The 14,223-nt window shown below is 48.9% G+C and carries 6 protein-coding genes; 4 read left to right on the plus strand and 2 right to left on the minus strand.

Annotated features, from left to right (window positions below; translation table 11 throughout):
- Nucleotides 1-299: 299 nt before the first annotated feature.
- From KJS69_RS00180 to KJS69_RS00190, 3 genes are all read left to right on the plus strand, one after another.
- Nucleotides 300-884, plus strand: coding sequence for a TetR/AcrR family transcriptional regulator (locus KJS69_RS00180; RefSeq protein WP_213581054.1), 585 nt, complete (start codon nucleotides 300-302; stop codon nucleotides 882-884).
- A 61-nt stretch (nucleotides 885-945) separates the two neighbouring features.
- Entirely contained in the window at nucleotides 946-4,998 is a 4,053-nt protein-coding gene (locus KJS69_RS00185) for an Ig-like domain-containing protein (RefSeq protein WP_213581055.1), read from the plus strand.
- A 499-nt stretch (nucleotides 4,999-5,497) separates the two neighbouring features.
- Nucleotides 5,498-5,905, plus strand: a complete 408-nt coding sequence (locus KJS69_RS00190) for an S-layer homology domain-containing protein (RefSeq protein ID WP_213581056.1) — start codon at nucleotides 5,498-5,500, stop codon at nucleotides 5,903-5,905.
- Here KJS69_RS00190 and KJS69_RS00195 read toward each other — a convergent pair.
- Nucleotides 5,879-8,497 carry a winged helix-turn-helix domain-containing protein gene (locus KJS69_RS00195; protein ID WP_213581057.1) on the minus strand — a complete coding sequence of 873 codons (2,619 nt, stop codon included), beginning with the start codon at nucleotides 8,495-8,497 and terminating at the stop codon, nucleotides 5,879-5,881. The genes KJS69_RS00190 and KJS69_RS00195 overlap by 27 nt on opposite strands.
- Before the next feature lie 391 nt (nucleotides 8,498-8,888).
- On the opposite strand from KJS69_RS00195, the gene KJS69_RS00200 reads away from it, so the two are divergent.
- On the plus strand, nucleotides 8,889-13,220 hold the full coding sequence (locus KJS69_RS00200; protein WP_213581058.1) for a fibronectin type III domain-containing protein: 4,332 nt from the start codon (nucleotides 8,889-8,891) through the stop codon (nucleotides 13,218-13,220).
- Between the two features lie 271 nt (nucleotides 13,221-13,491).
- On the opposite strand, the gene KJS69_RS00205 is transcribed toward KJS69_RS00200, so the two are convergent.
- Nucleotides 13,492-14,163, minus strand: coding sequence for a MalT transcriptional regulator family protein (locus KJS69_RS00205; RefSeq protein ID WP_213581059.1), 672 nt, complete (start codon nucleotides 14,161-14,163; stop codon nucleotides 13,492-13,494).
- Nucleotides 14,164-14,223 lie beyond the last annotated feature (60 nt).

The raw sequence follows: 14,223 nt of genomic DNA on the forward strand, positions 1-14,223 counted from the left end.
ATTTTGGTGGAGTGCTTGACTGGCAGCGATGAGGTCAGGGGGGCGATCCCTGTAGGATCCACCATTCAAACAACTATTGATATGGTAGAGTTGCCGTTTTTAATTATATTGACCTGATTTATTATAGCTCAAGCAACGAATACGCTTGAGCCATTGTTGTTCTACTGACTTTTTGTTTGAATTGAGTATTTCTTGGGATTATGAGTTGAATGCATTAGTACGTGATAGATAAAATACTTTTCAATAAACTTACTTTGTAGTAACATTACTTATGAGTAATTTATAGAAAGGAAGATTGGATGGTAAAGTCAAGTAAGGAGAAAGGAAAAGCAAGTAAAGCTCGGTTGCTTACATTAGCTGCCTCTGAGTTTTCTAGAAGAGGCTATCATGATACTAAAATTAGTGATATTGTAGCCGCGGCCGGACTTACTCAGCCCGCATTCTATTTATATTTCTCTAGTAAAGAAGCGATATTTATAGAATTAACTCAAGCTTTTCATAACCGGATGAGGACATTAATTGAAAATAGCTTACTAGATTCCGCAATGGAACAGGAGAATGTTTTTGAACACATCAAAACAAAGTTGAAAATGTTCTTTGAGTTTTTGGCGATGGAACCCGATTTAACGAGAATAGGATTATTCGTCAATCCGAATAGAGCTCAGATTCGAGCGGATATGGTTCGCATGGTTCGGGATAATTTGGTCAAAGAACAGCAGTCTGGTTATTTTCGCAGTGATTTGGATATGGAATTTGTGGCTGAATGTTTAGTAAGTATGATCGAAAAGTTAACAGAAACACGTTTATTGCCAGGTTTAAGTAGTGCAGGTCATTTAGCGACCCAAATCGTCGATTTATTATTAAATGGGATGATTGCGGAATAGATGAATATTATTTCTATATCTTTTTCGTACTAATTTTTTAGAAAGGTGGAATGAACTCATCATGAGGTGGGGCATTCGATTTGGGTTATTCAGTTTGTTACTTTTCTTTACTATTCTTTCAGTTGGGTATGAGGCTTATGCGAATGAAGCGGATTACGAATGGAGTGAAAACGAGGATGGTACAGTCACGATTACAAAATACAAGGGTTCAGCAAGGAATGTGATTATCCCAAATCAGTTGAATAATAGAGATGTAACAGCTATTGGGAAGAAAGCTTTTTACAACAAATCCCTCGCAAGCGTGGAGTTTCCTAATACTATCGTTAGTATCGGAGATGAAGCATTTCAATACAATAATCTTGTAAGTGTAACATTGCAAAATGGGTTAGAACAGATTGGGGATTATGCATTTGGTAATAATAAACTTACAAGTATAGAACTACCGGATAGTCTAATACATATTGGGAGGTATGGATTCATTCATAATTCCCTTTCAACTTTGATCATCCCGGATAGTGTAAGTGATATTGGTTTTCAAGCCTTTGGATACAACAAACTTACAATTCTAACGCTACCTAATGGAATCACAAGTGTCGGTCAATGGTCATTTGCCTATAATCAAATAGCAAGTTTAACCATCCCTGATAGTATGACGAAGATAGATCAGTATGCATTTGCTTATAATAAATTAACGGCGGTAACGCTTCCCAAAAGCGTGATCAAAATAGATGACTATGCATTCACTGGTAATACGCAATTATCAGAAGTAAGGATTCTTTCAAGTACAACCCAGTTGAGCAGTGTTTCATTCCCGAATATCGGATCCCAATTAACGATTTACGGGCATGCAAACTCGACCGCTCAATTACATGTGCAATACAATTCCCTATACAAAGGCTATCTTTTTGAGCCATTTACGAATCGTGTTGTTTACGATGGAAATGGCCATAGTGGTGGGAATGTCCCCATTGACGATAATTTGTATGTGAGGTGGGAGCAAGCAACGGTATTAGGGAATACAGGAATGTTGGAAAGAGAAGGGTATCGTTTTGACGGATGGAATAGTGCTGCTGATGGCAGCGGCGAAGATTATGCCGTCAATAGTCAAGTCACAATCGGAGAAGAAAATGTTGTTTTATTTGCCAAATGGGTTCCAGAGGATGCTAGAGCTCCTGTCATTACCGATGCTTCTACCGCAGAAGATACACAGAGTACAAGCGGGCTCATCATCACGCCACATCCGGAAGAGTCCGGTAATGTAATGCATTATAAGATTAGCGCGATTGTTGGCGGTACACTGTACAAGAATAACGGTGTGACTCAAATCCATAGTGGAGATTTCATAACCACTTCAGAAGGTGGCGCTGGCTTAAAGTTTACACCTGAGGCTGATGCAAACTCTCCAGCTGGTGACGTATTCTCGTTCCAGGTGCAGGCTACCCATGATAACGCTGGAGCGGGATTGAGTCCGCCAGCGCATGTTTCGATTACGGTCAGTGAAGTGAACGATCCGCCAGTGGCAGTCAATGATACGTTACCAAAAGTGGCAAAAGCAGGCGGCACAGTTGTCATTGCCTTTGCGGATTTGCTCATGAATGATTCCGCGGGTCCTGCTAACGAATCATCGCAATCCCTAACGATTATTAATGTTGATAATGCTGTTGGTGGAACTGTTGCCATCGTTAACGGGCAGATAGAGTTCGATTTGGATCCGACATTTGCTGGTACAGCTCGGTTTTCTTATACCGTACAGGATGATGGCACGACAAACGGAATCGACGACTTCAAGACGGCTAGTGCAATAGTGAGCTTTGAGGTGAATCCGAAGCCAACAGAGCCTCCAGTAGTATCAAGCGTTGAGTCTCTCGAAGATATTGAGGTTTCCCATGGTACGGAACGTTCGGCTCTGTCATTGCCTTCAATGGTTCAGGTCACGCTAAGCGATCAAAGTATTCGAAATCTTGGTGTAACGTGGGATGATGGAAACCCGGTATATAACGGCAATACGGATGGAGAATATACGTTTACCGGAAACCTAGCGCAGGACGTGTCAAACCCGCAGGGCTTGACGGCGGAAGTGAAAGTGGTCGTGCACCCGAAACCAGCAGAGCCTCCAGTAGTATCAAGCGTTGAGTCGCTCAACGATATTGAGGTTTCCTATGGTACGGGACGTTTGGATCTGCCATTGCCACATACGGTTCAGGTCACGTTAAGCGATCAAACTAACCGAAATCTTAGTGTAACGTGGGACGAAGGGAGCCCGTTATACAACGGTAATACAGCCGGAGAATATACGTTCACCGGAACCCTGTCGCAGGACGTATCGAATCCGCAGAACTTAACGGCGGAAGTGAAGGTGATCGTTCATCCGAAGCCAGCGGAGCCGCTAGTAGTGGAAAGCGTAGAATCACAGGATGACATCGAAGTTTCGTACGGCACGGAACGTTCATCGTTGCCATTGCCATCGACGGTTCAGGTTACATTAAGCGATCAAACTAACCGTAGTCTTGGTGTAACGTGGGATAATGGAAGCCCGGCATATAACGGCACTACAGCTGGAGAGTATACGTTCACTGGAACACTTTCACAGGACGTATCGAATCCGCAGGGCTTGACGGCGGAAGTGAAAGTGGTCGTGCACCCGAAACCAGCAGAGCCTCCAGTTGTATCAAGCATTGAGTCGCTTGACGATATTGAGGTAGCCTATGGTACGGAACGTTCGGCACTGCCATTGCCGTCCACCGTTCAAGTCACACTAAGTGATCAAACTAACCGAAGCCTTGGTGTATCATGGGATGATGGAATCCCGGCATATAACGGTAACACAGCTAGAGAGTATACTTTTACTGGCACGCTGGCACAGGACGTATCGAATCCGCAGGACTTGACAGCGAAAGTAAAAGTGGTCGTCAGGCCATCTGGGCCGGACCCCAAATCACCGATCTGGCCGAATGGCAGTGAACTGACGGTTTCGGATATCACCAAAACAAGCGTAAAACTATCCTGGCCAGAAGCGCAGGATACCAACGGGGTGATCGGTTACCGCATCTATGTCGACAGCAGGGAAGCTCAGACCGTTACCGGCAGCGTGTACGAACAAACCGTCACGGGTCTTAAAGCAGGTACCTTCTATACGTTTACCGTCAAAGCGTTCAACGCAGTCGGGAGCGAAAGTGAGCCGCTCAGCGCCAAAGCAACGACTGCCCGATCATCGAGTGGCGGAGGAGGCGGTTCAGGTGGTGGCTTCGGAGGCGGCCGCACGTTATCGGGCAATGCTGATCTTGTTGATCTGCAAGTATGGGTGGGCGGCAAGAAGCTGAAGCTCAGCCCATCATTTGATTCGGGAACGACAGGTTATACAGCTCGAACAGAAGCTGAGCAGATCGAGATTGTGGCGAAAGAGGCGCACTCTGCAGCAAAAGTGATACTGAAGGATAAAGTCATTACGGATAGAACCAAAGCAAATCTGGATGAAGGCGATAATACGTTTGTGTTGACGGTACAAGCGGAGAATGGTACGAAGAAGAAATACACGCTCACCATTTACCGTGAAACACCTAAGCGCTCCGAGCCAGTTATCGAATTTACTGACATCGCTGGTCACTGGGCAAAGAGCAACATCAAGCGTGCCGCGGCAAAAGGCATCGTTAGTGGTTACCCAGATGGAACATTCAGACCGAACCATCCCGTCACCCGGGCAGAGTTTACGGTAATGCTGTTTGGTGCCTTGCAGTTGGAAGAAGAAGGCTCAACGCTCACGTTCACCGATCAAGATCAAATCGGAATATGGGCGAAGCAAACAGTCGCCAAAGCAGTAAAAGCGGGCATTGTCAGCGGATATGGGGATGGCAGCTTCCGACCGAATGCGCAGATCACCCGAGCCGAAATGGCGGTCATGATCGCCCGAGCGCTGAAACTGCCGCTTAATGCCAATACCGTGGCTGGTTTTACTGATGATGAATCGATTCCTCAGTGGGCAAAAGGCGCTGTGGAAGCGATTCGTGGGATTGGCATCGTCGATGGTCGCGGCGGGAATCGCTTCGTGCCGAACGAAAAGGCAACTCGTGCCGAAGCGGCGGTGATATTACTACGTATGATCGAAAGAGGTAAATAAGCAATCCAACAAGTGCGAGGGCAGTTCATCCAGGCCTATCGCACTTGTTATTTTTGTAAGTATTTTTGTGGATCTCACAGGTAGGGAGATAGTTTTTTTGTCAGGATAAAATGTGGGGTGGAAACAGATCACCTCAGTTCCCATTCAACACGTGGATTTATCAGAAACTTGTAAGCAGGTCTTCTCCCTCTTGGGTCGTTACCTCATCAATTTGAGTTTTGGATCACTTCAACCGTGATGTTGTGGACTGTTTACGCTTACTCAATACAAGCCAGGATCGGATATCCTTGTTTTCACTGTTGTTGCAGTTGAAGGCAGTCTTCAATCAAAACACTATGCTTACAACTTGGAAACATGATTCTGTTCTTATTTTCAATGTGCTCCGATGGAATGATCGACCACGAAGAACTGTTTAAAATTTTCCTTCAGATGTTTTTTATGTAGTCTGAATAACTGCTATAGTTTTTTGTTCCTTTGGCTTTGTTTAACTTTCCAAATTTTGTATTACGCTTTGCAATTGGAAGAGCAAGGCGCAACTGTAACGTTCATCGATAACGATCAGATCGGTAAATGGGCGAAGCAAGCTGTCGCTCAGGCGGTACAGGCAGAAATGATTAATGGATATGGAGACGGAAGCTTCTGCCCAAATGCACAGATTACCCGGGCAGAAATGGAGGTTATGATCGCTCGAGCGCTCAAACCCTCGCTCAAGGCCAACAGCGTATCTGTTTTTGCTGACGATGAATCGATTCCCAAGTGGGCGAAAAGCGCTATCGAAGCGATTCGTGAGATTGGCATCATCTCTGGCCGAGGCGGGAATCGCTTCGTTCCGAACGATACAGCAACGCGTGCAGAAGCAGCGGCCATGCTGCTCCGGATGTTAAACGATAAAGTGATCGCTCAATAAAGAGACAGCTTCATGTCGATTAGATACCGATAGCTTCTTGTAAATATTTTTGCAGTGCCGTTTCACCGTTTCCGTAGAGGTGCTTAGCGTTTCGGCGATGTCCCTGTTTGCGAATCCTTGCGCCAACAGATTCAATACGTTCATTTCCTGTCTCGTAAGCCTGGAAAGCAGATGTTGCGGAGAGGCACCGTCTTCCTCTTGAAAAAAGGAAAAAAGCGTATCAGTGTAATCTTGAAAAAAAGGGTCTTGCGCCCTTTTTGACACACTGCTACGTTGCCTTTTCCATAAGGTCAAGAGACGATAAAGTTTTGCTCCCTCGTCTGCAAACAAACGAATATAACCTTCTGAGAAAGCCCGGACCAACGATTGATCAAGCTTTTTAACCGCAGCAGAAAGATTTTTTTGCCTTTCCAAAAGGAGCGCCTGAACGATTCTGATTTCAACTACCGCCGCTTTACGGTTTTTCAACTCGTATACTTGCACCAAACGCTCCGCATAACGGTATGCCGTTTCTCCATCATCCAAGGAAACAAGCAGACGGAGCAAAGTAATTTGCTCAAACTCACGGGAAGGATCGATCCATCCATCCACTTGCAGACGGCAGTTTTCGGCCCATCTTGCGGCATGCTGGGGTTGACCCGCCCGAATGAACAGTCTGGCCTCAAAAGCGTCGATAACCGGCATAAACGAAAGAGCGTGTATCCTCAACGCCTGATTGCGAACCTCTTGTACAAGGGCAAAGGCTGCTTCCTGCTCGCCATGGGCCAGGCTCATGCGAGCCTTTGTGAGCAAAGCCGGCACGAAAATCCCGGCATTTTCGCATTTCAAACCAACCGATGCTCCTATGTTGACGTATTTCTCCGCTTGTGCCAAGTCATCTCGTTCGTAGTAACACTCTCCAATCGCCGTATGCAAGTAGCCATAAAAATGGTCATGTGCCGATTGCCAACGTGCGATCAGGGGAGGATAGATCGCTAATGTTTGTTTCAGTCCCCCGAAAAATCCGAATCTCCCTCTTAGCAGCGATTCTCCGTCATGGTTATAGCCCACAATATACGCGGTGGAAATATTGCCGACTCCTCCGAGCCTTCTCATGATCTCTTCGTTGTAAACAACCGCTTTCTCTGTCTCGTTCCGGCCCAAGCAAATCATGCATCGCATAGCCGCGAAATAGCCGAGTATATCTTCGCCGTTAAGCGATTGGAGTTCAGTTTCCCCCGTATCAAGATACGGCTCCGCGCGATCAAGGACGTCCTCCGCTTCCTCAAGTCGATCGAACGTGGCCAGCGACCAGGCATACAGAACAGCGAGTGCGGGGTTATGTGTGAGCAAGTTCTCGGGAAATTGTCCAAACCAGCGCAACAGCATATGCATTTCATTACGGAGCAGTTCCGAAGCTTCTTGTACAATAAGCTCGCAAGCCGTATTGAAATCGGTCGCGGCTACTGCATGTTCGACCGCTTCCACAGTATAGCCGTTGATCCTGAACCATTCACTTGCACGCCGGTGCAGTTCAGGAACGATTTCGGCATACTGACGGGTTAAGCGATTATAGAGCAAACGACCGAACATATGGTGATATCTGTACCATACGCGGTCCCGGTCCAGCGGAATCAGGAACAATCCGGCTTGAACCGCTTCATACAACGACTGGCCGCTTTCCTTCTGGATGATGTGTCGGCATAAAGACTCGTTCATCCGTTCAAGCACAGCCGTCTTGAGCAAAAATTGCTGCACGTCAGGCGACTGTCGGGCCAACACTTCTTCCGTCAAATAATCGGCAATATCTCCTTCCACCTCTTCTGACGGATGCTGCTTGAATGAGTCTATGAAGAGGTTGGTTTCCGTCGTACTTACGCCGTACTCCCCGCCCGAAAGAAGGATCATTTGCAATCCCGCTATCCATCCTTCCGTTCTACGCTCCAGGCAGGCCAGTTCTTCCTTCGTCAAACGTTTCTCAACCGTTAGCTCGAACAGCTCGCGAATTTCGTCAGCCGTAAAACGCAAATCGTTCGCTGAAATGCGGACAAGCTGCCGTCTGGCAAGCATCGCCGACAAAGGCAGTTGAGGTTCGGAACGGCTTGCTATGACCATATGCATATTTCGAGGAAGATACGTGAGTAAAAAAGTCAGCCCATGATGGATGGACGACTCGCAAATCACATGATAGTCGTCAAGTATGATGATGATTTCCTGATTCAGTGCCTGGACCTCGTTCATCAAGAGGGTCATGGCCGTTTCAACGGAGAGGTTCCTCGTTTCTTGAATGTACTGCAACACGGAATCGCAGAGCCCGGGTTGTATCGGTCGCAACGCGGCGATCAGATATTCCATGAAGCGAACCAGATCGTTGTCACGCCCGTCCAAAGAAATCCATCCGTATGAATACGGCTGCTGACGAATCCACTCCGTGATCAGCGTCGATTTGCCGAAGCCCGCCGGTGCGGTCACCAACGTCAGCTTGGCGCCAAGTCCCTGATCGAGAAGACGTCGTAAAGATGGCCGTTGCACAAGCGTTGACCCGGTGCCGGGGATATGCAATTTGGTTTGCAGAAGATGAGAAAGTGGCCGGGATTCAGATTGTGGGTACATAGTGGAAGTCCTTTTTTCATTTTCGAAGTTTTCCATAAATTGATTATAGTAAAACACTGTCGGTGCATCAATGGAATATTACTCACCAAAATACCCCCTAAACTTCCCCCAAGGGGAATAGATATGCACTCATATTAAAAATAAAATAGTTTTATGCGCCATAATCATTACGGCAGCGTTTTCCCTGTTCGGAAGCACAACTGCGAATAGATAAATCTGGCGCGATTTGTCGGACTATAGCCATCGTGCCAACACAGCCTATGTGTCGGCGGGCCGGTCCTCTCTATCGATCCCGTGACGGTAGCCGAAGACAAAGAAGCGACGGTAAGCGTTACCGGGATGAATGGCTGGAATGGGGAAAAGTCGCGACAAGGAACAGGGGGAAACAAAAATGAAACGGAGCAGCTTAATGGAGGAGTCACGCAGAAGCAGGCCTGTTGAAGTGCTACAAAAGATTTTCGTATTCGTTCTGCTGATTTCAGCGTTTTTTTCGGCGCAGCAATCGTCTTTTGCAGATACGAGTTTGAATCTCATAGAGGCGGGAACCAATCCTCAGGCCGTCGCGGTGAATCCGGTGACGAACAAAATCTATGTCGTCAATTTTCGCAGCCACAACGTGACGGTCATTGACGGCGCGAACGGCACAACGAAGACGGTAGGAGTGGGTACCTTTCCTTCGGACATCGCGGTGAATCCGGTAACGAACAAAATCTATGTCACCAATTCTTACAGCAACAACGTGACGATCATTGACGGCATGAACGACACAACGAAGATGGTAGAGGTTGGAAGATCTCCTCGAGCCATCGCGGTGAATCCGGTGACGAACAAAATCTATGTCGTCAATTCTAGCAGCAACAGCGTGACGGTCATTGACGGTGCGAACGACACGACGGATTTGTTCACCGGATATTCCGGTCCTCAGAGCATTGCGGTGAATCCGGTGACGAACGAAATCTATGTCACCAATTTTGGCACCAACAACGTGATGGTCCTTGACGGCGCGAACGACACAAGGAAGACGGTAGGGGTGGGTATCTCTCCTCAGGCCATCGCAGTGAATCCGGTGACGAACAAAATCTATATCGCCAATAATGGCAGCAACGACGTAACGGTCATTGACGGCGCGAGCAATACCACGACAACGGTAGAGGTGGGAATCCTTCCTCGAGCCATCGCGGTGAATCCAGTAACGAACAAAATCTATGTCGCCAATTCTAACAGCAACAACGTAACGGTCATTGACGGCACGAGTAACACACCGACAACGGTAGAGGCGGGAACCGCTCCTTCGGCCGTCGTGGTGAATCCGGTGACGAACAAAATCTATGTCGCCAATCTTAACAGCCACGACGTGACGGTCATTGACGGCGCGAGCAACACGACGACAACGGTGGAGGTAGGATCATATCCTTTGGCCATCGCGGTGAATCCGGTGACAAACAAAATCTATGTCGCCAATAACGGCAGCCACAACGTGACGGTCATTGACGGCGCTGGGCGTACAGCCCCGCCGGTGGCGAGTCCGCCGGGAGGGGAAGTGGAGCCTGGTACGTGGGTGACATTGACGACAACGACGGATGGCGCAGCGATCTACTATACGCTGGATGGCAGTACCCCATCAAACAGCAGCACCAAATATACGGAACCGATCATAGTCACCGCAGCGATGACGATCAAGGCCATTGCCGTGAAGGACGGCATGATCGATAGCGATGCAATGATGGAACAGTATACAGTTCAGCTACCTGCACCGTCCTCGCCGGAAAACGTGACAGGTGCTGCGGGAGACAAACAGGTCACCCTGAACTGGAGCACTGTAGCAAATGCACAAAGCTACAACGTGTATAAATACGAGGGAGCATCAGCGCCATCGAATGCAAACGACTGGACTCTCTTACAACAGGATGTAACTGCGACCACATACACTGTCACCGGCTTGACGAACGGCACGAACTATGCATTCGCAGAGAAAGCTGTTAATGCAAATGGAGCAAGCGGCTTTTCAAACGCGGTGATCGCGACACCTGTTGGATCTTCAACTCCTGCCGTGCCGGGGCAACCTGTCAATGTCCTAGCGGAAGCGGGAGACAGTCAAGCGAAGGTTAGCTTCGAAGCCCCGGGGGATGATGGAGGCAGCAATATCCTGCAGTATACGGTCACGGCCTGGGTGAATGGAATCGCAACCCCTACAAAGAGCGGTGATTCAAGCCCGATCATTATGACCGGCTTGACGAACGGCACGACGTATACGTTCACGGTAGTGGCGACGAATGGGGTGGGAGACTCGATTCCATCGGCGCATTCGAATCCTGTAACGCCGACAGATCAGCAGCCTGGGTCGGATACCGAAGCCCCGAAATGGCCGGTTGGCAGCGAACTGATTGTGTCGGATATTACGCAAACGAGCGTGAAGCTTTCATGGCCAAACGCGACAGATAACGTGGGAGTGACCGGCTACCGAATCTATGTCAACGGAACCGAGCGCGAAACGGTAGGCGGCGGTGTCTATGGGACCACCGTGACTGGTCTGTCAGCAGATACAACTTATACGTTCAAAGTCACGGCTTATGATGCGGCGTGGAACGAAAGTGAGGCATTGACCGATTCGGCCAAGACAATACCGCAACCAACGGAGCCGGATACCGAAGCGCCGCAATGGCAGGATGGCAGCGAGTTGACCGTGTCGGATATCACGCAGACGAGCGTGAAACTCACATGGCCAAGCGCGACGGATAACGTGAGAGTGACCGGCTACCGAATTTATGTAGATGAGGTTGAGTACAAAACGGCAGGCGGGAACGAAAATGCAATCATCGTCACTGGCCTGACGGCAGAAACGAGTTATACGTTCAAGGTAACGGCTTACGACGAAGCAGGGAATGAAAGCGCGGCATTGACTACTTCGGCCAAGACATTGCCGCAGCCGACGGAGCCGGACACCGAAGCGCCGCAATGGTCGGATGACAGTGAACTGACGGTTTCGGATGTGACGCAAACGAGCGTGAAGCTGTCTTGGCCGAGAGCAACGGATAACGTAGGAGTGACGGGCTACCGGATTTATGTAGATGACTTCGAGTACAAAACGGTAGGCGGCAGTGGAAATGGAATCATGATCAACGGTTTGACTGCTAGTACATCCTACAAGTTCAAAGTCACGGCTTTTGATGCGGCGGGGAATGTAAGTGATGCATTGACCGCTTCGGCTACGACATTGCCGCAGCCGTCGGAACCAGACACAGAAGCACCGCAATGGCCGGATGACAGTGAACTGATGGTTTTGGATGTGACGCAAACGAGCGTGAAACTGACATGGCCAAGTGCGACGGATAATGTTGCTGTGGCGGGCTACCGAATCTACGTCGATGGCAAGGAACGTACAACGGTAAGCGGGAACGTATACCTAACCACCATCACTGGCTTAACGGCCAATACGAATTACACGCTCAGAGTCACGGCTTTCGATCCAGAGGGTAACGAAAGTGCGGCACTGACCGCATCGGCCAAGACGCTGCCGCAGCCATCGAAACCGGACACCGAAGTACCACAATGGCCAAGCGGCAGTCAGCTGACTGTATCGGGTATCACGAAAAATAGCGTGAAGCTGTCATGGCCAACAGCGAAGGATAACGTCGGTGTGACGGGCTACCGGATCTACGTCGATGACAAGGAGCGTATGACGGTAAGTGGGAAGGTATATGCAACCACAGTCGACAGCCTGTCGGGCAATACGACGTACATGTTCAAAGTCAAGGCTTATGACGCGGAGGGTAACGAGAGTGCGCCGCTCAGTAAGCAGGTAACAACAGCCCGATCTTCGAGTGGAGGAGGCGGTTCCGGAGGCAGTGGTTCCGCAGGAGGCCGAGCGTTATCCAGTAACGCCGATCTTGAAGAATTGAGGGTATGGGATAAGGATAAGAAGTTGGAACTCAGCCCATCGTTTGCAGCTGGTACGACAAGTTATACGGCCCGAACGGAAGCCGAGCAGGTCGAGATTGCAGTAAAACCGGCGCACTCCGCGGCGAAGGTGATCTTGAAAGAAAAAGTGATCACGGACAGAACGAAAGTGCTTCTGGAGGAAGGCGAAAATAAGCTGGTGTTGATCGTACAGGCGGAGAATGGCAGCAAGAAGGAGTATACGTTGAACATTCGCCGCGAAACGCCCAAGCCATCGGAACCGGCCATCCATTTCACCGACATCGCCGGACACTGGGCGGAAAGCGACATCAAACGCGCCGCGGCGAAAGGCATTGTCAGTGGTTATCCGGACGGAACGTTCAAGCCGAATCATCCTGTTACCCGAGCGGAGTTTACGGTGATGCTGACAGGAGCTTTGCAATTGGAAGAGCAAGGCGCAACTGTAACGTTCACCGATAATGCTCAGATCGGCAAATGGGCGAAGCAAGCTGTCGCTCAGGCGGTACAGACAGAAATGATTAATGGATATGAAGACGGAAGCTTCCGTCCGAATGCGCACATTACCCGAGCGGAAATGGCGGTTATGATCGCTCGAGCGCTCAAACTACCGCTCAAGGCCAACAGCGTAACTGTTTTTGCTGACGATGAAGCGATTCCGCAGTGGGCGAAAAGCTCTGTGGAAGCGATTCGTGCGATTGGCATCTCCAGTGGCCGTGAGGGTAATAAGTTCGTGCCTAGCGTGACAGCGACGCGTGCAGAAGCGGCGGTCATGTTGCTTCGGATGTTAGAGAAAAAAGAAGAGTAGACAGAACGTTAACAGATACAACGACAGAAACGATAGTTTCTATGTTGTATCTGTTTTTTTGTAGGGAAGAGGATAGACGGAGAAAGATCTGCAATCGTTGTGCGACTGTTCTTTGAAAGCATAAGGTGAACAGGAATGAACCGGTCAGTCCATAATGGGGGAACTTAAAGATGCATATGATGGTTTATTGGACTAATTTGGGAAGGGACGGACATAATGGCGTCTTCGTCACTTTCCATATTGCTTCATGTAATACCGCTCGTTTGCAGGTTCAGAACAACATCCTAAGCAAGCGCAAAGGAACCTCCAAATTCACCTTCTGCAAACCCGCTATCCATCCTTCCGTTCTACGCTCCAGGCAGACCAGCTCTTCCTTCGTCAAACGTTTGTCAACCGTTAGCTTGAACAGCTCGCGAATTTCATCAGCCGTAAAACGCAAATCGTTCGCTGAAATGCGGACAAGCTGCCGTTTGGCAAGCATCACCGACAAAGGCAGTTTAGGTTCGGAACGGCTTGCTATGACCAAATGCATATTTCGAGGAAGATACGTGAGTAAAAATGTCAGCCCATGATGGATGGACGGCTCGCAAATCACATGATAGTCGTCAAGAATGATGATGATTTCCTGGTTCAGTGCCTGGACCTCGTTCATCAAGAGGGTCATGGCCGTTTCGGCGGAGAAGTTCCTCGTTTCTTGAATGTACTGTAAAACGGAATCGCAGAGACCGGGTTGTATCGTTCGTAAGGCGGCGATCAGATATTCCATGAAGCGGACCAGAATGTTGTCGCGCTCGTCCAGAAAAATCCACCCGTATGCATACGACTGCTCACGAATCCACTCCGTGATCAGCATCGATTTGCCGAAGCCCGCCGGTGCGGTCACCAACGTCAGCTTGGCGCCAAGTCCCTGATCGAGAAGACGTCGTAAAGATGGCCGTTGCACAAGCGTTGACCCGGCGCCGGGGATATGAATTTGGTTTGCAGAAGGTGAGAAAACGGCCGG

The sequence above is a fragment of the Paenibacillus sp. J2TS4 genome, from assembly GCF_018403245.1.
Lineage (GTDB): Bacteria > Bacillota > Bacilli > Paenibacillales > NBRC-103111 > Paenibacillus_L.